Below are 22,605 nucleotides of genomic sequence, written 5' to 3' on the forward strand. Positions count from 1 at the left end.
CAACAACGCCAGATTCGTGTACTCATCCCCCCGCGCCGCGGAGACCGCCTCCACCGCCTCCAACTGATCCGTGAACAACGACTTCGTGTCATACAACAACCGACCGATCAGGGTCGACTTACCGTCGTCCACACTGCCCGCCGTGGCGAACCGCAACAGGTCCATCGACCGGAGCGCGGAGTCGTTGTCGAGTAATGGCATGGTGTCGGTACTCATCAGAAGTAGCCCTCCCGCTTGCGGTCCTCCATCGCGGCCTCACTCACCCGGTCGTCGCCCCGGGTCGCACCCCGCTCCGTGATCCGGGTCGCCCCGACCTCCTCGATCACCTTCTCCACGGTGTCCGCGTCCGAGCGGACGGCGGCCGTGCAGGACGCGTCACCCACCGTCCGGTAGCGGACCCGTGCCATGAAGGGCGTCTCCGACGGGCGAGCGGGCAGGAATTCGTTGACGGCGTAGAGCATGCCGTCCCGCTCGACCACCTCACGCTCGTGCGCAAAATAGATCGACGGCAACGCGATCCGCTCCCGAGCGATGTAATGCCACACATCCAACTCGGTCCAGTTCGACAACGGAAACACCCGAATGGACTCACCCGCATGATGCCGACCGTTGTACAACGACCACAACTCCGGCCGCTGATTCTTCGGATCCCACTGCCCGAACTCATCCCGGAACGAGAACACCCGCTCCTTCGCCCGCGCCTTCTCCTCATCCCGACGCGCCCCACCGAACAACGCATCAAACCGATGCTTCTCCACCGCATCCAACAACACCGGCGTCTGGATCCGGTTGCGGGTGCCGTCCGCCGGCTCGGTGACCAGGCCCCGGACCAGCGCCTCCGGCACACTGGCCACGATCAGGTGCAGGCCGAGTTCGTCGACCCGGCGGTCGCGGTACTCCAGCACCTCGGGGAAGTTGTGGCCGGTGTCGACGTGCATCACCGGGAACGGAACACTCGCCGGCGCGAACGCCTTCTCCGCCAACCGCAACATCACGATCGAGTCCTTACCCCCGGAGAAGAGCAGCACCGGCCGCTCCATCTCCGCCACCACCTCACGCATCACGAAGATGCTCTCCGCCTCCAACGCGTCCAGGTGGGTCGTCTGGTACAGCGCCGATCCGCCGTTCATGGCTGTTCCTTTCCGAGCAGCAGGGACGTCTCCGGTGCGGCCGTCCCGGCGGTGGCCGTCGACAGCTGCCGGCTCAGGGCCTCCAGCAGCGGCGTGGCCAGTTCCGGGCGGCAGACCAGCAGGTCGGGCAGGCGGGGATCCACCTCGTTGTAGCTCAGCGCGGTCCCGTCGATCCGGCAGGCGTGGAACCCGGCTGCGGTGGCCACCGCGACCGGGGCGGCCGAGTCCCACTCGTACTGCCCCCCGGCGTGGACGTACGCGTCCACCTCACCGGTCACCACCGCCGCGATCTTCGCCCCCGCCGACCCCATCGGCACCAACTCCGCACCGATGTCCCCGGCCAGGTCGGTCACGAACGCGGGCGGGCGGCTCCGGCTCGCCGCCAGCCGGATCGGGCCGTCGCCAGCCCGGTCGCCGCGCGACCGCAGCGGGAACTCGGTGGTGAGCACCCGTCCCTGGGCGGGCAGCGCCACCGCCCCGGCGATCAGCCGGTGTGCGGTGGACGCGTTCCGGTGCCAGAGCGCCACGTGCACCGCCCAGTCCGAACGGCCCTCCTCGGAGAACTCCCGGGTCCCGTCCAACGGGTCGACGATCCACACCCGGTCGGCGGTGAGCCGGGTCGGCCCGCCCCCCTCGACCACCGAGCGGCGGGAGTCGTCGTCCTCCTCGGAGAGCACCGTGTCGGTCGGCCGCCAGCGGGCCAGCTCGGCGAGGAGGAACTCGTGGGAGGCCCGGTCGCCGGCAGCCTTCAGCTCGGCCGGATCCGCGTGGCCGTGCTCGGCACGTACCGCGAGCAGCAGTTCGCCCGCGCGGGCCGCGAGCCACTGGGCGAGCCCGCCGTCGGACTCCGGTGGGTTGATCGACATGTGCGCTCCTCCTGCGGGATCGGGGCCGGCGGACGTGGTCACTGGACGGCCCGCCGGGTGAACGACCGGACGCTGAGCCAGGTCAGGGCGACGGCCATGCCGGTCAGCACCAGCACGCAGACCCAGGCCGGCATGTGCGGTACGTCGGGCAGCATCGCGCCCCGCACCCCCTCCGAGACGTACGTCATCGGGTTGAAGGCGGTGACCACCTGGAACCAGCGCATCGACTCCAACCGGGGCCACGGGTAGTGGATGCAGCCGGTCCAGATGATCGGCGTGACGATGACCGAGAAGGTGACGTTGATCCGTTGGATCGGGAGGATCGTGGAGAGGGTCATCCCGATGCCGCCACCGACCCACGCCCCGAGCAGGGCCACCAGCAGGGCGGTCGGCAGGCCCTCCAGCCGCCACGGCGCGGAGCCGACCACCAGGGCCCCGAGCGGGTACATCAGCACCGCCGCGAGCAGGCCCCGGATGGTGGCGACCACCAGCTTGCCCACCGCGACCAGGCCGGTCGGGAGTGGGGCGAGCAGCCGGTCCTCGATCTCCATGGTGAAGCCGAACTCCTTCACCAGCGGCAGGGCGGTGCTCTGCAACGCGGTGGTGAGCGCGGCCAGCGCGATCACGCCGGGCAGGAAGAGGTTGGCGAACGACCGTTCGACGATGCCCTGCCCGCCGAGGATCGTGCTGAACACGAAGAGCATGAACAGCGGGGTCATGCCGACCTGGATCAGGATCACCCACAGCTCCTTGCCGGTGACCAGCAGGTCGCGGCGGAGCAGCGCGAGGAAGACCCGGGCGGCGGGCGGGCGGTCCCGGGCCCCGCGGCGTACCGGGGTGGGGGTGTCGAGGGCGGTCACCGTGGGTCCCTTCCGGTGAGTTCGATGAAGACGTCCTCCAGGCTCGGCTCACCGATGTGGATGTCGTTGAGCGCCGCCGACCGGGCGGTGAGCAGGGACAGCGCCGGACCGAGCAGGTTGGCGGGATCGGTGGCGAGGTGCAGGCGCACCCGGATCCGTCCCCCGCCGGCAGCGGCCAGGGTGGCGGTCGGCGCGGTGCCGTTGGCCCGCGCGCGGGCGGCGAGCGCGGCCAACGCGCCCGGTCCGAGCTTGGCGAGCGCGGCCCGGCCCGCGCCACCCAGGCCGGCACCCCGACCCGGGCCGGCCGTACCGACGGGCAGCGGCCGGCGCTCCGCCTTGCGTACGCCGTCCAGCTCGCGCAGCGCGGCGACCACCTCGTCGGCGCCGTCGCGGGCGGCCGGGGTGACCGTGAGATCCAGGATGGCCTGCCCGGCCAGGCCCCGCACCAGGTTCTGCGGGGTGTCCACGGTCAGCAGCTTGCCGTTGTCCACGATGCCCACCCGGTCGACCAGGTTGGCCGCGTCGTTCATCTGGTGCGTGGTGAGCACGATGGAGACGCCCCGCTCGCGCATCTCCCGGATCCGGCTCCAGATCAGCAGCCGGGTCTGCGGGTCGAGCGCGTTGGTCGGCTCGTCGAGGAAGAGCACCTCGGGCTCGTGCATCCAGGCCCGCGCGATCATCAACCGCTGCGCCATGCCCCCCGAGTACGCCTCGATCCGCCGGTCCGCGCGCTCGGCCAGCCCGAAGCGGTCCAGCAGCACCTTCGCCCGCTCGTCGGCCTCGGCGCGGGGCACCCCGTGGTAGGCGGCGTGGTAGAGGAGGTTCTGCCGGGGGGTCAGCGCGCGGTCGAGGTTGTTGTGCTGGGGCACCACCGCCAGGTGGGCGCGGGCACCGACCGGGTCCCGGCTGACGTCAACGCCGCCGACCAGGGCCCGGCCGCCGGTGGCCCGGAGCCGGGTGGTGAGGATGCCGATGGTGGTCGACTTCCCGGCCCCGTTCGGCCCGAACAGCCCGAAGGTCTCACCCGGCGCGACGGTGAACGACAGCCCGTCGACGGCGTTGGTGGTGGCCCGGGGGTAGCACTTGACGAGATCGACGACCTCGACCGCCGGACCGTCTCTGCTGGGCATGCCTTCTCCTGTTCCTGGGGGTGCGGGGTGCCGGTCGGCGTCAGGAGCCGGCCGGGCGGGGGTGCGCGCGGAAGAACGTCCAGATCTCCGCGGTCGCGTCCAACGCGGTCGAGGGGGGTTCGAGGCCGAGGAGCTGCTCGGCACGCGGGTTCGGTTTTCCGCCCGGCCACTGGTGACCGGCGTCGGCGATGGTGATCAGCTCGACCGCGCGACCCTGCGGGCAGGACGACGTCGACCGGGTCACCGGCCCGTCGGTGCGTTCCGTGGGCGCGGGGCAGCCGTCCACCGCGCGCCATTTCGCCATCAGCTCGGTCACCGGCGGCCCGTCGATCTTGACCGGGTTACGGCCGGTGCCGTCGTTGTCGCGCCGGCCCGGACCGCCCCGGAACGGCATGGTCTCGTCGCGCAGGCCGTGCACGTGCAGCACGCTGACCGGTGCCGGGGACGCGCACTCGCCGGCCAGCGTGGTCGCCACCACGCCGACCGCGGCGAAGAGGTCGGTGTCGCAGGCCAGCCGGTACGCCAGCAGCCCACCGTTGGAGATCCCGGTGACGTAGGTGCGGGCCGGGTCCACCGGCATCCGGTCACCGAGGGTGCCGACGAGCGCCTCGATGAAGGCGACGTCGTCGACCCCCTGCCGGACCGGCTGGCCGCAGCAGAGTTCGCTGGCCGCCCAGGCCCGCTTCACCCCGTCCGGGAAGGCCACCACGAAGCCGCCCCGGTCGGCCGCCCCGGTCCAGCCGTACGCCTCCTCGGCCTGCTCGCCGGTGCCGGCCGCGCCGTGCAGCATGACCACCAGCGGCACCGGGGCGGTCAGGTCGAGCGAGGCCGGCCGGTACAGCCGGTAGGTGCGCTCCCGATCGTCGACGGTGAGGGTGTGCTCGCTCGACCCGGTCGGCACGTCGGAACCGGACCGGGACGCGGTGGCGTTCGGTGCCGGCGTTCCGCCGCCGCCGCGCCGCTCGCCCTCGTCGGCGGTGCAGCCGGCGACGCCGGTCAGCCCGACCAGGGCGGCGAGGAATCCGGCGAGCAGGGACGGGGAGCGGAGCCGACGGGTGCCACCCGGGGCACCCTCGGGGCGGGAGGTCGGGGCCTCCCGGCGGAGGGTAGTCAAAGGCATCATATGCCCACTTTCACCGACGAACGTTCGAGGAGTGTCAGGACTTCGCCACGCACCGTGCAAGGAAGGGCCGGGCGGGGCCGGGCCCCGGCGGTGGAGTCTGCGGGCGCAGCACCGCCGGGACCCGGTGGGCCGTGCCTACCGGCCGCGACCGCGGGTGTCGTACCGGATCAGTTCCCAGCCGCCCTCGGGCACGTCGTCGGTCGGGTCGGCCCGCAGGTTCATCGGGTTCGCCATGCCCAGGTAGAGCGTGACGCCGTCGGTGACCATGTTGCGGATCCCGTAGTTCAGGTAGTTGCCGACACCGGAGTCGCTGACCAGTTTCGCCGGCTCGGCGGCGGACTCGAAGACCATCAGGTCACCGCCGTAGACCGGCTCCGGCAGGGTCGGGTCGTCGGCCGCCGCCGCCAGCGACGAGGGGCTGAGCGCCTCGGTGGCCGCCTCGACCGACAGGCCGGTCATCGCGGCGGCCTCCTGGCCGAGTTCCTTGGCCAGGTAGCTCCAGTCCATCGTGCCGACGTAGAGCCGGCCGCCGGCCACCACCATCTTCCAGGTGTAGTTCAGGTACGGGTTGCCGAAGCCGGACGAGCCGTAGAGCGGGGTCTGTCCGGTCGAGACCTTCGCCCAGGCGCCCACGCCGCCGTTCGCCGCCGGGTCGTACGCCGGCAGCTCGGTCGCCCCGTAGAGCAGCTCGATCTTCTGCTTGCTCTCACCCAGCCGCTTGCCCCGGTAGATGCTGATCGACCGCTGGGTGTTCTGGATCGTCGCCTGCCGGGCCTCGTCGGTGGCCGGCGGGTGGGCCAGCAGGTGCTGCTTCGTCGCCTTCAGCGGCACGTGCATGGTGCCCCAGTAGAGGTACCCCCGGTAGGAGACCAAGCCGCCCAGGCCGTAGCCGCCGGCCACCACGGGGTCCGGTTCGTACGCGGAGACGTCCCAGACCTGCTGCCAGCTGTCCGCGTCGTCCGGGGTGAGGCCGGGCGCGCCCCTGACGAGCAGCGGGCTCATCCAGACCGCGGCGAGCTTGCTCGGCGGGGCGGGCTCGTCGGCGGCGGTGACGCCGGTCAGTTCGCCGTCCGAACCGGGCCAGGTGCTGACCACGATCCGCCCGTCGTGGACGGTGATGTCGGCGGCCTGTGCCGGCAGGTTGCCGACGATCTGGAAGTTGAACGGGTCGGTCTTGCTGCCGGCCCACCGCAACACGTGCCCGCGCAGCGAACCGTTGGCGCCGACGCCGACGCCCGCGTACAGGGCGTTGTGGGCGACGGTGAAGTGCCGGATGTTGCCGAACTCGGGGAAGTTCCGCGAGCCCAGGAAGGCCCCGGTGTCGGTGTCGAAGGCGAACAGGTTGATGCTCTTGCCGATGGCCGGGCCACCCAGCAGGGCCACCCCGCCGAAGCTGCCGGCCGCCCGGATGCCGGTCGTGCTCCGCAGCCGGTCCGAGTGTTCCTTCGCCGCACCGGTCACCAGGGCGGTCTTCTCGGTGAGCTGCTTGGCCCGGGTGTCGTAGCTGTAGAGCCGGGGCATCCGGTGGTCACCCAGGTAACCCGGCAGCTGCGGGTTGGTCTTGACGATCTGGCTCTCCTGGTACTCGCAGACCCAGTCGTCGTTGAGGACCGGTTCGTTGGTGCCCAGCTGCCGTCCGCTGGTGAGGCAGTTGACGTTGGCGCCGGTGCCGAAGTACAGGTTCTTGCCGGCCCGGGTCATCCCCCACAGGTATCCCTGGTTCACCTTGGCCTTACCGGAGGCGCACGGCGGGCCCGCCGGATAGGGCTGCCCGACGGCGGCGAAGCACTCGTCCGGCTCGGCCTTCGCGATCACCTGCGGATTCGGCGTCGGCTGGTGGTGCCGGTCGGCCCCGGCGGTCGGTGCGCCGAGCGCGGTCGCCGGGGCGGTCAACGCGGCCCCGAGCCCCAGTACGGCGACGGCCGCCCAGAGCCGCCGCGGGTGGATCCGGATGGGTTTCACACTGTCTCGCTTTCGTGCCGGTTATCGGAGACGGTCCGGCCGGGACGGCCGGACCGGGGCTGGGGTACGACGACGTGCGGTCAGCCGACCGGCTGGCGGGCACGGGACGGGTCGACCACGCGGTCGGCCACCTGCTCCGCCCACGTCTCCGGGTGGTCGAAGTCGAGGAAGCGGCCGAGCCGACCCAGTTCGCCGATCGGGTCGGCGACCAGTTCCTCGTACCGCATGGTCAGCAGGTGGGCCGGCGGGTGGTCGGCCAGCGCCTGCTCGGCCTGGGCCGCCATGAACGCGCAGAGCCCGAGGTAACGGCGCAGGTCCTGGCCGCGCTCGCGCAGCGCGTCGGCGGTCAGCCGGTGCGGCAGGTACTGCTCCATCTCCGCCGGCACCTCCTGGCCCGGCTGCACCCGGAACGGGTCCAGCCCGCAGCGGCCGAGGAACTCCACCCGGAGCTGGATGAGCTGGAACGACGAGTGCCGGCTCATCGACTTCGCGGTGGGCTCCCAGTCCCGGGTCAGGTAGACGATCTTCGCCTCGGGGAAACCCCGGAGCAGGTACGGCGCCACGTGGCTGGAGCCACCGGACCGTTCCACCCAGCGCTTCCGGCCGGTCAGCACGGCCAGCAGGTCGAGGAAGTCCTGGTGGTGCCGGGCCACGCTCTGCTCGGGGAAGTCCGGCACCCGCCGGCCCAGCTCGTCGAAGAGGGCGTCCGGGTCGTCGGAGACCTTCGACAGGGTGATCGCCAGGATCCGGGGCAGCTCGGTCATCCGGTCGCCCCACCGGCCGGTGGTCGGGTAGTGCAGCTCCTTCGGCGGCAGCCCGATCCGGAACAGCGTGGACAGTTCCGGCTTGGGGCTGGCCAGCACCTCCCAGTACTCGGCCCCGGTGATCACCTCGGCGCTGCGCGCCCAGGGCGCCACCGACATGAAGAACTCCTGGGCGGAGAGGGTGTCCGCCTCCTCCGCGATCAGGTCGGAGAGGAGCGTCGACCCGCACCGTCCACTGCTGATGATGATCGACCGACCGGTGATCGGGGTGTCCATCGGGAGTCCTCCTGCGAGTTGCGTGGTCATGAGGTGGTGGTGTGGTCGACGGCGAGCCCACCCGCGACGGCGGCCCCGCGCCCGGCGGGCGTCCCTGCCCCGGTGGGCAGCGCACACTCGGTGGTCAGCCAGTCGAAGACGTGCCGGCGTACCCGCTCGGGCTGGTCGACCAGGACGGTGTGCTTCTCGTCCGGTAGGACGACCGTGTGGGTCTGCGGAAGCAGCCGCCGGACCGTCGGGGCCAGCTCGTGCACCGCCGACCGACCCCCGTAGAGGCAGAGCACCGGGCAGTCGACGGCGGTGAGCCGGTCGACCGGCGGCAACGGACTGGCCGGCAGTTCCTCGGCGAGCGTGGTGGTGGTCAGCATCCGCCGGGTGTCGTCGGCCCGGCGGGCGGCGAGCCGGCCCCGCCGGAGGCCGATCTCGGCCACCGAGCCCTCCCGGGGGAGGCGGTCGGCGACCCGGGCGAGGCGGACCTTCACCCGGGCCATCCACTCCTCCACGGGGGGCGCCGACTCGACCGCCACGATCCCGGCGACCCGGTCGGGGTGCCGCGCCGCGTACCCGAAGGCGATCGTGCCGCCGAAGGAGTTGCCGCAGAGCAGCAGCGGACCGGTCACGTCCAGCTCGGCGAGGAGTCCCGCCAGGTCGTCGACGAAGTCGGCGAGGGCGTACCCGGTGGCGGGCCGGTCGCTGCGACCGTGCCCGCGCAGGTCGTACAGGACGACCGGGAAACCGGCGGCGGCCAGCGGCTCGGCGAGCGTGAAGTACCAGCTCGCCATGGTGTCCGAGGCCATGCCGTGAATGAGCACGGCGGTCGGCATCGGCGCGGACGCCTCGGCCGGCGGCGGGTGGGGCGGGTCCAGGCGCTGCGCGTGCAGCGTGATCCCGTTCGCCCGGACCATGGTCACCGGGCGGCCACCTCGACCGTGCCGCCGGCCTTCGCGTCCACCGCGTCGGCGATGTGCGTGACCAGGTGCCCGACGGTCAGGTCACCGACCGTCTCCAGGTCCAGCTTGGCGACGAAGTGCGCGAAGTTGACGGTGTCCCCGTACCGGGTCTGGAGCCGGCCGGCGAGCGACACCACGTCGATGCTCTCCATGCCGAGTTCCTCCCGGAACGTGGTGTCCATGGTGATCTCCTGGTCGGCCACGAAGTCACCGAGCACGGCCTGGATCATCTGGGTGATGTCGGCGAGGACCTTGGCCTGCGTCGCGGACATGGGGTTGCTCCTTTGCGTCTCGACTGGTCGGTGCGGGGGTCAGGAACGGGTACCGCCGGGGGCGGTGGCGGGCTCCGGACCCCAGGTCCAGGCCACGACGTACCGCCGGGGCGGCAGGTCGTCGGGGTTGGCGACCTCGCGGTGGCCGACCCGGTAGGCGCGACCGGCCACCTCGACGGTGAGCGCCTCGTCGGTGGCCGCCCGGACGGCGATCGGGTGCGGGCCGCCGGCCGGACCGACGCCCTCCGCCTTGCCGACCGCCTCCCGGGCCGCCCGGAACCGGGTCGCCCAGAGCTGCCGTCGGGCGGCGTCCGGGCCGGCCAGCGACGCCAGCAGCGCGCTCTCCGCCGGGTCGAGCAGGCAGCCCGCCGGCAGGTCGGCGATCTCGGCGACGTCGATGCCGACGCCCGGTCCACCGACCGGCTCCCCGGGGGTACGCGGCTTCGCGATGGCCACGCCGACCTCCTGGCAGTACGCCAGCGAGACGTCGCAGGCACGCATGCCCCGGCCCTCCCGGGCCTGCACGAACGGGCGGCCGTCCGGGGCGTTGCCGACGGTCAGCTCGATCGGGTAGATGTCGGTGTGCCCGTCCTCCCAGAGCCGGGCACGGACGGCGTCCTTGGCCGCGATCCGACCGAGCAGCCACTGCTTACGGGTCTTCGCCGGGTGCCGCTCGTACTCGGCGTTCGCCGCGCCGCCGAGGATGCCGCGGGCGGCCATGCCCCGGGTCACCAGGTCGGTCCAGCAGTCGAAGGCCATCGTCCAGCCCTCCGGCTGGAACAGCGACATCGGGTACCGCTCCGGGAAGCGCTCGGCGACCCGGGCCTGCGGGTGGCTGTCGAAGCGCCGGTCCACCGCGCCGTTGATCTGTGCCCACACCCGCCCCTGGTAGCTGAGCTGGGTGTCCGCGATGAGCTGCCCGTCGTCGATGGACCGCACCCGGGCGACGCACTCGAACGCCCGCCCGGCCGGCGGGGGCGGTCCGAAGAACTGGACGTGCCGGAGACCGACCGGCAACGCGACGGTCCGGACCGGCTGGGTGGTGATCAGCCAGTTGCCGATGACCTGGAGCGCGTTGTCCAGCAGCGCGCCGGGCGGGACCGGGGCGGTCACGACGCCCCGCACGTGCATGTCGCCGATCGCGTGGATCTCGGAGACGCCCTGGAACTGGGGGCCGTGGAACATCAGCCGCTCGGCGTACATCTCGTCGGCGGGGAGCGTGGTCGGCCGCTCGGTCGCCGGGTCGTGCGTCCAGGGCTGCTCGGTCGGCTCCGGGTAGGCGGTCGCCATCTCCACCACGGCTCGGGCGTACGAGCCGATCGCGCAGGTGTACCGGTTCGGCCCGGCCTCCCGCACGGTGATCTCGACGTCCTGGGCCGGCTCGGCGATCAGCCAGCGGTTGAACTTGGCGTCGTGCACCTCGATCACCCGCTGGCCGGGCAGCAGCTGCTCGGCGGCGTCCATCATGTGCTGGACCAGGGCGGTCGCCGGCACCACCGGCCAGCGGTCCTCGATGTTCGGCCAGTCCTCGGGCTGCACGAAAAAGCAGTGGTCCCGCAGGTACGGCATGGTCTCGATGGAGACCCGCAGGGTGACCCGACCGACCTCCCGGCTGGCGGCCGGGGCGGGGCGGGGAGCCGGCACGGCGGCCGGCCGCTGGGCGGCGACGGTCGGCGCGGCGGCACGGGCCGGCGGGACGGGACGGGCCCCGGCGACCGCCGGGCCACCGGCCCGGGGGGCGGCCGGCGGTGGCACGGTGCCCGGTCGGGGCGCGGCGCCGGTGCGGGGGGCGGCCGGCGGCACGACGGGTGACCGGGGCGGGGCGGCCGGCGGGGTCACCGGCGCGGCGGGCCGCTGCTGGACGGGCGCGGTCGTGCCGCCCGCCTTGGCCAGCACGTTCGCCGTGCCCTGGGCGGTGTCGCGGAGCAGGGCGGCGAGTTCGGCGGCGGCCCGGGAGTGGCCGGCGAGCTGGCTGAGCGCCGCCAACGCCCCGGCGGTCTCGCCGGTCGCTGCCGGCCCGGCCGGCGCGGCGGTCGGGGCGGCGGCGGTCGGTGCCGCGGCAACCGGTCCGCCGGTGGGGAGGCCGAGCAGGCCGGCCGCGTCCTCGCCGAGCCGGACCAGCGGTCCGCCCAGGTCGAGCTTGATGGTCGGGCCACGCTTGCCACTGCCCACCGTGCTCTTCGCCACCGGGGCGCGACCGCCCGGCGTGGAGAGGACCCGCAGGTCCGGCGACCCGCCCTCGACCCAGAGCGCGGTCGCCACCCGGCGGAGCTGGTTGAGGCCGCTGCGGTGCGAGACGTTGACCGGGATGGCCAGGTGGTCCTTGCCGCGCAGGTTGTCGTCGATGAGCGAGGCGAGCTGGCCGGCACCGACCTGGAGGAAGACCCGGAAACCGGCGTCGTACATGTTGGCGACGGTCTGCCGGAACCAGACCGGCTCCATCATGTGCCGGATGAACAGGTGCCGGATCTCGTCGATCTCGTCGGGGCACGGTGCGGCCAGGGTGCCCGACCAGATCGGGAGCCGACTCTGCTGCACCTTCAGCCGGCCCAGCGCGTCGCCGATCGAGCGGAGCCCGTCACCGAAGATCGGGGTGTGGAACGCCGACCTGAAGGGCAGCTTCTGGCAGAAGACGTTCCGCCCGCGCAGCACCTCCACCAGCCGGTCGACCTCGGGCTCCGGCCCGTTGACCACGCACTGCTGCGGGGCGTTGTCGTGCGAGAGCACCACCCCGGGGAAGTCGGGAAGCAGGGGGGTGACCTGGTCGGCCGCCGTGGCGGCGGCGGCGAAGACGTACCCGGAGACCTCCACCGACTCGGCGCTGAACATGGCGAGGAACTCGTCCATGGTGGCCCCGTCGGCCTGGCCGCTGACCGCGGCGGCGGTCCACTCGCCGATGCTGTGGCCGGCGACCGCGTCCGGGGAGACGTTCATCCGGCGCAGTGCCTCGTGCAGCATCCGGCCCACCTCGATCAGGCCGGCGCCGTGCTGCCCGAGGTCCGCCATCGACCACGGGCGGTCCGGCAGCCCGAAGTGGGCGGCCAGGTCGGTGGTCCGCGGGGCGAACTCCGCCTCCAGACCCGGGAAGACCGAGATGAGCTTGCCGCCCCCGGTCAGCAGCGGATCGGGGGTGAACCAGATGTCCCGGCCGCCCCGCCACGCCTGGCCCCGGGCCACCGTCTTGCGGGCCACGGTGAGCAGCTTGTCGCTGGGGTTGACGATGCCGAGCCGGACGCGTTCGGAGCCGTCGACCGGGCCGGGTGCGGCCTGGGCCCGCTCGGCGCCGAGCCGGCGTACCGTCGCGTCGTCCTTCGCCAGCAGGTCGGCGAGGGCGGCCGAGGTCGGCGCGGCCAGCCAGAGCACCTGGTCCGGCTCGTGCACCACGGCCGTCCCGCCGGCCGTCGCGGTCAGCCCGGACGTCGGCAGGGCGACCCCGGCCGAGTCGGACACCTGCTCGACGATCACGTGGGCGTTGATGCCGCCGAAACCGAAGGCGTTGACCCCGGCCCGACGCGGGCCGTCGCTCTCCCACGGCTTCGCGGCGGTGATCGGCGCGAACCGGGTCTGGGCCATCTCGGCACGCGGGTTCTCGCAGTGCAGGGTGGGCAGGAGCACGCCCCGGTAGACGGCGAGCGTCGCCTTGATCAGGCCGGCGGCGCCGGCCGCCGGCATGGTGTGGCCGATCATCGACTTCACCGAGCCGATCACCGGCTTCGGCCCGCCCCGGTGCGCCCCGAAGGTCTGCCCGATGGTGGTCAGCTCGGCGGCGTCGCCGGTGGGGGTGCCGGTGCCGTGCGCCTCCAGCAGGCCCACCGCGTCCGGCGCGGTCGGGTCGAGCCCGGCTGCCGCCCAGGCCCGCTCGATGGCCAGCACCTGACCGGAGACGGCCGGGTTGAACATGCTCGCCGACTTGCCGTCGCTGGAGACCCCGCTGCCCCGGATCACGGCGTAGATCCGGTCGCCGTCGCGCAGCGCGTCGGCGTACCGCTTGAGCACCACGATGCCGGTGCCCTCGCCGATCAGCAGGCCGTCGGCGTTCGCGTCGAACGGCCGGATCTCGCCCTGCCGGGACAGCGCCCGGAGCTGGTTGAACACCGACCAGAAGCTGATGTCGTGCACGTGGTGCACGCCGCCGGCCAGCACCGCGTCCAACCGGCCGTTCCGGAGTTCGGTGATGCCCTGGTCGACCGCGATCAGCGACGAGGCGCACGCCGCGTCGATGGTGTACGCCGGGCCGCGCAGGTCGAGCCGGTTGGCGACCCGGGAGGCGGCCAGGTTCGGCACCAGGCCGATCGTCCCCTCCGGCTGGTACGGGCCGAGCCGCTCGTCGAACTTCTTGCGGAGCATCTCGAGCCGGGCCGGGTCGACGTCCGGGATCAGCTCGCGGAGGATGCTGATGACCTGGCTGGACATCCGGACCCGCTGGGCGTACCGGGCCTGGGCGGGGCTGAGGATGCCACCCCGGCCCAGGATCACGCCGACCCGGTCCCCCGGCGGGAGCCGGTCCGGGCCACCCGCGTCGTCGATCGCCTTCGCGGCCACCTCCAGCGTGATGAGCTGGTCGGGCTCGATCTCGTGCACCGACGCGGGCATCACGCCGAACTTCAGCGGCTCGAAGGTGGCGTACTCGTCGACGAAGCCGCCCCGCCGGCAGTACATCCGGTCCGCCCGGTGGGCCTGCTCGGGGTCGTAGAACTCCTCGTCCCAGCGGTGCGTCGGTACGTCGGTGATCGCGTCCACCCCGGCGACCAGGTTGCGCCAGTAGCTGTCCAGGTCACCGGCGGACGGCATGAGCGCCGCCATACCGACGATCGCGATCTGCTGATCGGGCGTGGTCACGGCGGTCACCAGCCCGACGCGGTGTAGACGACGGAGGTGTCACCCGGCTCGGCCCAGGCCAGCTCGCGGAGCAGGCTGAGCGCACCCTCCTCCGGGTCGATCAGGCCGATGCCGCGACGGGCGTACTCCCGGCTCAGCTCGGCGGTGACCATCCCGCCGTGGCCGGCACCCGGCGCCCAGGGGCCCCAGTGGACGGTCAGGCAGCGGATCCCCGTCCGGGCCGACCAGCGGGTGCCGATGGTGTCCAGGGCGTCGTTGGCGGCGGCGTAGTCGGCCTGGCCCCGGTTGCCGTAGGCGGCGGCGATGCTCCCGAAGAAGACCACGAACCTCGGCTGGCCGGGCAGCTCGTCGAGACCGGCGAGCACCGCCCGCGCCCCGTTGACCTTGACGTCGAAGACCCGGGTGAACGATGCCGGGTCCTTCTCGGCGATCAGCTTGTCCTCGATGATGCCGGCCGCGTAGACCAGGCCGTCGAGCCGTCCGTGGTGCTGGTGGATCTCGGCGAGCAGGGCCTTCGTCGCGTCCGTGTCCCGCACGTCGAGGGTGTGGTAGCGCACCTCGCCGCCGAGTTCGGTCAGCTCGGCGATGGTCGCCTCGACCTCCCGGCCGGCCATGATGGCCTGCGCCCGGCGCTCGATCTCCGCCGGTGCGCGCAGCCCCTGCTTCACCAGTGCGGCGCGCAGCGCGGTCTTGTCCCGGGCGGCGGCCAGTTCCGCGTCCTCCGGACCCGCCGGCCTGGGGGTACGACCCACCAGCTCGATCCGGCACCGGCCCGCCGAGGCGAGGGCACGGGCGAACCAGGGGGTGATGCCCCGGGCCCCGCCGATCAGCACGACCACCGACTCGTGGCTGAGCCCGAGCGCGGCGACCTCCGAGGCCCCGTCACCGGCCGGGCCGGCACCCCGCGAGGCCAGGGCGCCCAGGTCCACCTGGACCAGGTCGGCGACGTACCGCTCCTCGCCGCGCCGGGCGACGACCGGGGGCTTCTCCTCGCCGACGGTCAGCAGTTCGTCGAGGAGCTGCCGGGCCAGCACCTCCGGTTCCGCCTCGGTGTCCAGCTCGACGAAGCGGGCGGTCAGCTCCGGGTACTCCCGGGCGATGGTGCGGAACAGGCCGGGCATGCCGTCGGCGGTGCCGCCGGCGGCCGGCGCTCCGGCGCCGATCAGCCAGCGCGGCCCGGTCGCCAGCACCCGCTTGACCAGCGGGAACACCGACGGCAGCAGCGGCCCGTCGGTGCGGGTGAGCCCGTCGAGCAGCAGGAACCCGTCGAAGCCCTGGTCGGCCTGCTCGCTGTCGAGGACGCCGAGCTGACCACCCGCGCCGTGCTCACCGAGCAGCTCCGCCAGGTACGCCCCGACCGCTCCGCCCCCGGTGATCAGGAACTGCTTGCCGGCGAGGAGTTCGGCGGCGTCGCCGAGGGACGCGGGCCGGACCGACTCCCGGGGCACCAGCCGCTTCGGCGGGATGCCGGGGTTCACCTGCTCCTCGGTCGCCGCCGGGGCGACGGCCGGGGTCGGCGTGGCCTCGACCGGGGCGGCCGTGGCGTTCATCTTCTGGTCGAGCCAGGTGACCATGGCGCGGACGGTGCGCGCCTTGACCAGGTCCTCCAGCTCCGACTCGTCACCCTCCACCGCCAGATCCAGCCGCGACGCCACCTCACCGGCCACCTCGGCCCGCTTGATCGAGTCGATCGACAGATCCGCCTCCAGATCCAGATCCAACTCGATCAGATCCACCGGATAACCCGTCCGCTCACTGATCACCGCCAGAATCGCGGCCTGGAAATCCGCCACCGACGCACCACCCGACGGGGCGACCGGGCCAGCCGGAGCAGCCACGACGGGCGCGGCGGCGAACGGCGCGGACACCGTGACGGTGGCGGACATCTTCGCCTCGAGCCAGGTCACCATGGCGCGGACGGTGCGCGCCTTGACCAGGTCCTCCAGCTCCGACTCGTCACCCTCCACCGCCAGATCCAGCCGCGACGCCACCTCACCGGCCACCTCGGCCCGCTTGATCGAGTCGATCGACAGATCCGCCTCCAGATCCAGATCCAACTCGATCAGATCCACCGGATAACCCGTCCGCTCACTGATCACCGCCAGAATCGCGGCCTGGAAATCCGCCACCGACGCACCACCCGACGGGGCGACCGGGCCGGCCGGAGCAGTGACGGCGGGCGCGGTGGCGAACGGCGCGGCGGTGCTGCCCATCTTCTGGTCGAGCCAGGTGACCATGGCGCGGACGGTGCGCGCCTTGACCAGGTCCTCCAGCTCCGACTCGTCACCCTCCACCGCCAGATCCAGCCGCGACGCCACCTCACCGGCCACCTCGGCCCGCTTGATCGAGTCGATCGACAGATCCGCCTCCAGATCCAGATCCAACTCGATCAGATCCACCGGATAACCCGTCCGCTCACTGATCACCGCCAGAATCGCGGCCTGGAAATCCGCCACCGACGGACCGGCCGGCGCGGCGGGCGCCGGCGGGGGCGGGGCGATGGTGGGCGCGGGAGCGTACGTGACGGTCGCCGTCGCGGCCATCGCCGATCCACCGTTGGTGTGGACCGCCATCGCCGGGACCGGCGCGGGCGCGGCCACCTGAACCATCTGCGCCGGGACGACCTGCGCGGGCGCGGCCGGAGCCGCCGCGGTCGCCGAGCCGTTCGGGTACCCGTCGGTCCGGTGCGGGTCGGCCGGCTGCCAGACCAGGCGTCCGCCGCTGCCGCCGTCACCGAGGAAGGCGAGCATGATGTCCCGCTGCGAGGCGACCATGTCCCGGGTGGTCCGCAGGAACTCGTGGAGCAACTCGCCCCGGATGTCCTGGACGACGTGCTGCACGGGGGCGGGAGCGGGAGCAGGAGCGGGGGCGTGGGTGGGCGCGTGGGTACCGTTCGAGGGGCTCATCGGCAACTCCTTGACGATTCGGGGAGGGGTCATGCCGCCGGGGAGGCAGTCGCCGTTCTGGTCGCGGACGAGCTGCCCGTCGACCGTCCAGACCGGACGGCGGTGCGGCGCGGCGTTGCGGGGCCGGCCGTTGGTCCGTCCGTGGAACAGCCAGTCGGTGCGGACGGGCACGCCGGCACAGGCGAGCTCGCCGACCGAGATGAGGAATCCGCGCAGTCCCTCGGCCGGGCCCCGCTCGGTGGCGACGGCCCGGTACGGCCGGTCGCCGAGTACCGCCTTCACCAGCTTGCTGAGCACCTGGCCGGGGCCGACCTCGACGAAGGTGCGGGCACCGGCGGCGTACATCGCCTCGATCTGCTCGACGAAGCGGACCGGTTCACCGATCTGCTCGGCGAGTTGCTGGCGGAGCCGGTCGAGGTTGTCGACGTAGGGGGCGGCGGTCAGGTTGGACCAGACCGGGATGCGCGGTTCGCTGACCCGCCGGTCGGCGAGCACCTCGGCGAAGCGCTCCACCGCGCCGGCCACCAGCGGACTGTGGAACGCGCAGGCCACCGGGATGAGCTTCGCCGAGATCCGGGCCTCCCGGAGCGCCACCACCGCCGCCTCGACCTTGGCGGTCGGGCCGGAGATGACGATCTGCTTCGGGGCGTTCCGGTTGGCGAGCACCACCTCGCTGGTCAGCCCGGCGCTGGCGAGCACCTGGGCGACCTGGTCGCCGGTGGCGCTGACCGCGGCCATGGTCCCCGGGTCCTCCCCGGTCGCGCCGAGGATCGCCGCAGCCCGCTCCCGGCTGAGTTCGAGCAGGGTACGGGCGTCGAACACCCCGGCGACGCAGAGCCCGACGAGTTCGCCGTAGCTGTGCCCGCCGGTCATGTCCGGCCGGACGCCGAGCCGGCGCAGCAGGTGGTCCACGGCGAGCCCACCGATGCCGAGCACCGGCTGGGCGACCCGGGTGTCGCGGACCCGGTCCTCCTGCCGCTTACGGCTCTCCTGGTCGAAGGCGGTCGGCGGGAAGAGCAGCTCGGCCGCGTCCCGGTCCAGCTCCAGGTAGTGCCGCAGCTCGGGGAAGGTGACGAAGAGTTCGGCGAGCGCGCCGGGGCGCTGGCTGCCCTGGCCGGGGAAGAGGAAGGCGACCTTGCCCGGGTCGGCGTCCCCGGCCGGCTGCACCAGGCCCCGGGCGGGTTCGTGTTCACCGGCGAGGGCCCGCCGCAGCAGGGTTTCCAGCTCGGCCACGTCCCGGGCGACGATCGCGACCCGGGTCGGTCCCCGCCGTCCGGCGGCCTCCCCGGCGACCTGGGCGGCCAGCTCGGCCAACCGCTCCGGGCGGTTCCGGTCCGCGTCGGCGGCCAGCCGGTCGGCGAACTGCACGACCGCCTGGTGGGCCGCGGCCCGGTCCACGCCGGGGAAGCAGAACAGCTCCGCCGGCCAGGCCCGACGGGCGTGCCGGGGCTCCGGGGCGTCGCCGTACGCGGCGAGCACGGTGTGGAAGTTGGTACCGCCGAAGCCGAAGGCGCTCACCCCGGCGATCCGCTCCCGTGCCGGGACCGCCCAGGGGCGGGCCTCGGTGTAGAAGGCGAACGGGCTCTGCTCCGGGTGCCAGGCCGGGTTGGGCCGCTCCAGGTGGATGGTCGGCGGGCGGACGCCGTTGTAGAGGGAGAGCGCCACCTTGATCACGCCGGCCAGGCCGGCGGCGCACTTGGTGTGCCCGATCTGCGACTTCACCGAGCCGAGTGCGCAGCTCCCGGGCTCCGCGCCGGCCTCGGCGAACATCCGGGTGAGCGTTTCCAGTTCGGTCCGGTCGCCGACCACCGTGCCGGTGCCGTGCGCCTCGACCAGGCCGACCTCGCGCGGCGAGACACCACTGCGGCGGTACGCCCGGTCCAGGGCCCGGCGCTGCCCGTCCGGCCGGGGCGCGGTGAGGCCGAGGGCACGTCCGTCACTGGACCCGCCGACGCCCTTGATCACCGCGTAGATCCGGTCGCCGTCCCGCTCGGCGTCGGCGAGCCGCTTCAGCACGATGCAGGTCACCCCCTCGCCGAGGGCGATGCCGTCGCCGGTGCTGTCGAACGGGCGGGAGCGGCCGGTCGGCGAGAGCGCGTGCGCCGAGGTGAACATCAGGTAGTCGTTGATGCCGTTGTGCAGGTCGGCGCCACCGCAGATCATCAGGTCGCTGTCGCCGCTGGCCAGTTCCTTGCAGGCGGCGTCCATGGCGGCCAGGGACGAGGCGCAGGCCGCGTCGATGGTGTAGTTGGGGCCGCCCAGGTCGAGCCGGTTCGCCACCCGGCCGGCGATCACGTTCGCCAGCACACCGGGGAAGCTGTCCTCGGTGACCGTGGGGAGCAGTTCCTCCATCTCGGCGGGCACGTCGCCGAAGTACGCCGGGAGCATGGTGCGCAGGGTCTGCGCGTGCCCCATGTCGCTGCCGGCCTCCGCGCCGAACACCACGCCGGTACGGGAGTGGTCGACCCCCGGGGAGTCGTAGGCGTACCCGGCGTCGACCAGCGCCCGGTGGGAGATCTCCAGGGCGAGCAGCTGGGTCGGGTCGATGCTGGCCAGCGCGGCCGGGGGGATGCCGTAGCCGATCGCGTCGAAGGGCACCGGCTCGATGAAGCCGCCCCACTTGGAGACGCTGATCCGGCCGGTCTGCCCGGGGCCGACCTCGGGGGCGTAGTAGAGATCGGTGTCCCAGCGCTGCGGGGGCACCTCCCCGACGGCGTCCGCGCCGCTGAGCACCGTACGCCAGAAGCTCTCCAGGTCCGGCGAACCGGGCAGGATGCAGGCCATCCCGACGATGGCGATGTCCAGCGGCGCGGGGGCGTCCTCGACCTCGACGGACGGTGCCAGCCGGTCCCGGATCGCGTCGAGGCTGCTCCCGTGGTAGGCACGTGCTCCGGCGCTGACCGAGTCGTGCAGCTCGGCGATGGTGGTCGCGCTGTCGCGCAGCACGACCACCTGCCCGGCCATGAACATGCCCTCGGCGGCCTGCACGTCCTCGTCGACCGCGCGCAGCGTGTCGCCCTCGCGCACGATGCCCTTGCTGGCGATCCGGGCCCGGCCGATGTTGAGCCCCTCGAGGCGCTGCCACGCCTCGCGGCTCTCCACCCCGGACTCGCGCATCTCGTCACGGACCCGGTGGAAGTCGTCGACGAACGGGGTGGGCAGGCACCGGGTGACGTGCCCGGGGGCGGTCTCCAGCAGCGCGGTCCGCTCGGCGGCGATCGCCTCGCGCTGGAAGAGCGACTGGACCGCGTTGTGTTCCACCGCCTCGTCCGTGAAGAGGTACGCGGTGCCCATCAGGACGCCGACCCGGGCGCCCCGGCGGGCCAGGGGCGCCGCCATGGCGGCGACCATCGCGGCCGAGCGGGCGTCGTGGATGCCGCCGGCGAAGAACACCTGGAGCGCCGGGGCCGCCTCCGGTTCGGCGTCGAGGTACTCCTCGAGCACCATCAGCTGGGCCTCCCAGAGCGGGAAGCTGGCGCGGGGTCCGGTGTGGCCGCCGCACTCGGCGCCCTCGAAGATGAACCGGCGCGCCCCGGAGCGCAGGAACTGCCGCAGCAGTCCCGGCGACGGGACGTGCAGGAACGTGACGATCCCCTGCTGCTCCAGCGCCTTCGCCTGGGGCGGTCGCCCACCGGCGATGATCGCGCAGGCCGGGCGCAGCTCACGGATGATCTCCAGCTGCGCCTCCCGCAGTTCCTCGGGGGCGAAGCCGAGCACGCCGACGCCCCAGGGCCGGTCGCCGAGGCGGGCGGCGGTCTCGGTGAGGATGCGCCGGGTCTGCTTCGCGCCGTTGAGGGCGAGCGCGACGAAGGGCATGCCACCGTCCTCGGCGACGGCGGCGGCGAAGCCGGGCTCGTCGCTGACCCGGGTCATCGGCCCCTGCGCGACGGGCACCCGGATGCCGAGGTCGACGGCGAGCGGCGAACCGGGCGCCAGCACCTCGCCGGCGGCGTCGTCGGTGGCGGCGTCGAGCAGCAGGTCCCGGATGCCCCGGACGGCGGCGGCGGTGTCCGGCCAGCGCTCGGCGAAGACGCGGGCGAGCCAGCCGTCCTGGCCGATCGGCACCAGCTCGGAGGTCTCGTCGTGCGGGCCGCCGCGCCGGATCCCCCGGACCCCGTCGACCAGCACCGTCTCGGAGCCGTCCATCCGTCGGACGGCGGCCTGCACGTCGGTCGGCAGCTCGGACTCGGGCATCAGCGCGAGCTGGCTGTCCAGCACGACGCCGGCCGCGCCGCCGACCAGGCAGGCGGCGGCGGTGCGGGGGCCGACGCCACCGGCGACCCAGATCGGCAGGTCGAGGGTGTCGTCGGCGACGAGCTGCTGGAGCAGGACGAACGAGCTGAGGTCGCTGCCCCGGCCACCGGCCTCCATGCCCCGGGCGATCAGGCCGTGCGCACCGGCGCCGGCGGCGGCGCGGGCCTCGTCCCGGCTGGTCACCTCGACCAGCACCCGGTAGTGCGGAGTGGTCTCGGCCACCGTCCAGGGCGAGTTCGCCGGCAGGACCACCAGGTCGACCCCACCGGGCACGACCCGTTCCACCTCGTCCAACGTGGCCTGGCACCCGGCCGGTACCCGGATCCCCAGCGGCCCCGGCGACCAGGCGACGGCCTGGGTCAGCGCACGCAGCACCCAGTCGTCGCCACCCGCCAGGTCCAACACTCCCAACCCACCGCCGACGCGAGCGGCGGCAGCCAGTCGTGGGGCGGGCTCCACGGCGCCGCCGGGGTTGACGACCATGACGAGGTCGCGCGTGTACGTTGCAGTACTCATCGGGCTCCCACTTCGTTCGCGAGGGTCTCGCGTTGCGACGGGCTGGATCGGTCAAACCGCGAGTGACCAGATCCGAATTCGCATGAATCGATGTTGCGCTCCGTAACAAGCTAGTGGCACGTTGTTGCTGAATGATTAACGCCGACGCGAACGTGAGCAGGGCTCGGAATTCCTACCGAGCAGGCGGGATATGCCTCAACCGCTGCCAGGAAGAACCAACGAGAGTCGGTCGAGAACCACTAGAGGCGGACCCGGAACGGGCCGCAAGAAAGTTGTTAATGACTCACGAAACAATTTGGTCCGACGGCCCCGCATTGACGGGAAACACTTGAAGCATCAACATGTCTCAATATTCGGACGGGCTCTTGTCAGGGTGCCCGGCGGCCGTGGACGATCCCTTCCCATCTCGCAGCCGCCATTCCCTATCGAATTGCTCTGACTTGAGCGAGAGCGAGGTGAGACACCCCGACGACCCGATGCCCTGACCAGCCGGACCGAATCCCCCCACCACCTGCACGTTCGGCCGACCGACAAACCGCAGCACCACCCCGGGACGCCGGGGAGCCACCGCCCGACGCGGTCCCAACTGGTGACATGCGGCCCCTGTCACAGATCACCAGGCGACCGATTCGACCCTTAACGATCGTTTTACTGCCACGTGGGCCGATCGTCGCCCCGCTCCACCCCCCGACGGTCGCCGCGCCGCCGCGGCAACACCCCCGCCACCAGTGCGAATACCCGACCCTCCGGCCCCTGC

At 73.0% G+C, this 22,605-nt stretch carries 12 protein-coding genes; all 12 read right to left on the bottom strand.

Annotated features, from left to right (window positions below; translation table 11 throughout):
• A partial coding sequence (locus AB0F58_RS02460) for a GTP-binding protein (protein WP_357136834.1) occupies nucleotides 1-216 on the bottom strand: 216 nt, incomplete at its 3' end.
• A complete protein-coding gene (cysD, locus tag AB0F58_RS02465) occupies nucleotides 216-1,130 on the bottom strand; it encodes a sulfate adenylyltransferase subunit CysD (RefSeq protein ID WP_357136837.1) in 915 nt (304 codons plus the stop codon). The genes cysD and AB0F58_RS02460, both read right to left, overlap by 1 nt.
• Nucleotides 1,127-1,996, bottom strand: coding sequence for a 3'(2'),5'-bisphosphate nucleotidase CysQ (locus AB0F58_RS02470; protein WP_357136839.1), 870 nt, complete (start codon nucleotides 1,994-1,996; stop codon nucleotides 1,127-1,129). Before AB0F58_RS02470 ends, cysD begins: the two co-directional genes overlap by 4 nt.
• A gap of 38 nt (nucleotides 1,997-2,034) precedes the next feature.
• Nucleotides 2,035-2,856 carry an ABC transporter permease gene (locus AB0F58_RS02475; protein WP_357136841.1) on the bottom strand — a complete coding sequence of 274 codons (822 nt, stop codon included), beginning with the start codon at nucleotides 2,854-2,856 and terminating at the stop codon, nucleotides 2,035-2,037.
• Nucleotides 2,853-3,986 carry an ABC transporter ATP-binding protein gene (locus AB0F58_RS02480; protein WP_357136843.1) on the bottom strand — a complete coding sequence of 378 codons (1,134 nt, stop codon included), beginning with the start codon at nucleotides 3,984-3,986 and terminating at the stop codon, nucleotides 2,853-2,855. Before AB0F58_RS02480 ends, AB0F58_RS02475 begins: the two co-directional genes overlap by 4 nt.
• A gap of 40 nt (nucleotides 3,987-4,026) precedes the next feature.
• Entirely contained in the window at nucleotides 4,027-5,109 is a 1,083-nt protein-coding gene (locus AB0F58_RS02485; protein ID WP_357136844.1) for a PHB depolymerase family esterase, read from the bottom strand.
• A 135-nt stretch (nucleotides 5,110-5,244) separates the two neighbouring features.
• Complete coding sequence (locus AB0F58_RS02490; RefSeq protein ID WP_357136846.1) at nucleotides 5,245-7,071, bottom strand: hypothetical protein; 1,827 nt, start codon at nucleotides 7,069-7,071, stop codon at nucleotides 5,245-5,247.
• 80 nt (nucleotides 7,072-7,151) lie between these two features.
• The gene (locus AB0F58_RS02495; RefSeq protein WP_357136848.1) at nucleotides 7,152-8,111 is read right to left on the bottom strand and encodes a sulfotransferase domain-containing protein; all 960 of its coding nucleotides are present in this window, start codon (nucleotides 8,109-8,111) and stop codon (nucleotides 7,152-7,154) included.
• Nucleotides 8,112-8,137: 26 nt separating this feature from the next.
• Nucleotides 8,138-9,016, bottom strand: coding sequence for an alpha/beta hydrolase (locus AB0F58_RS02500; RefSeq protein WP_357138617.1), 879 nt, complete (start codon nucleotides 9,014-9,016; stop codon nucleotides 8,138-8,140).
• A gap of 2 nt (nucleotides 9,017-9,018) precedes the next feature.
• A complete protein-coding gene (locus AB0F58_RS02505) occupies nucleotides 9,019-9,333 on the bottom strand; it encodes an acyl carrier protein (RefSeq protein ID WP_357136850.1) in 315 nt (104 codons plus the stop codon).
• A gap of 39 nt (nucleotides 9,334-9,372) precedes the next feature.
• A complete protein-coding gene (locus AB0F58_RS02510; RefSeq protein ID WP_357136852.1) occupies nucleotides 9,373-14,172 on the bottom strand; it encodes a beta-ketoacyl synthase N-terminal-like domain-containing protein in 4,800 nt (1,599 codons plus the stop codon).
• Nucleotides 14,173-14,177: 5 nt separating this feature from the next.
• Nucleotides 14,178-21,848: an SDR family NAD(P)-dependent oxidoreductase gene (locus tag AB0F58_RS02515; RefSeq protein WP_357136853.1), complete on the bottom strand. Its 7,671-nt coding sequence runs from the start codon at nucleotides 21,846-21,848 to the stop codon at nucleotides 14,178-14,180.
• Nucleotides 21,849-22,605: the final 757 nt, after the last annotated feature.

The sequence above is a fragment of the Micromonospora sp. NPDC023956 genome (genome assembly GCF_040639195.1).
Taxonomy (GTDB): Bacteria; Actinomycetota; Actinomycetes; order Mycobacteriales; family Micromonosporaceae; genus Micromonospora.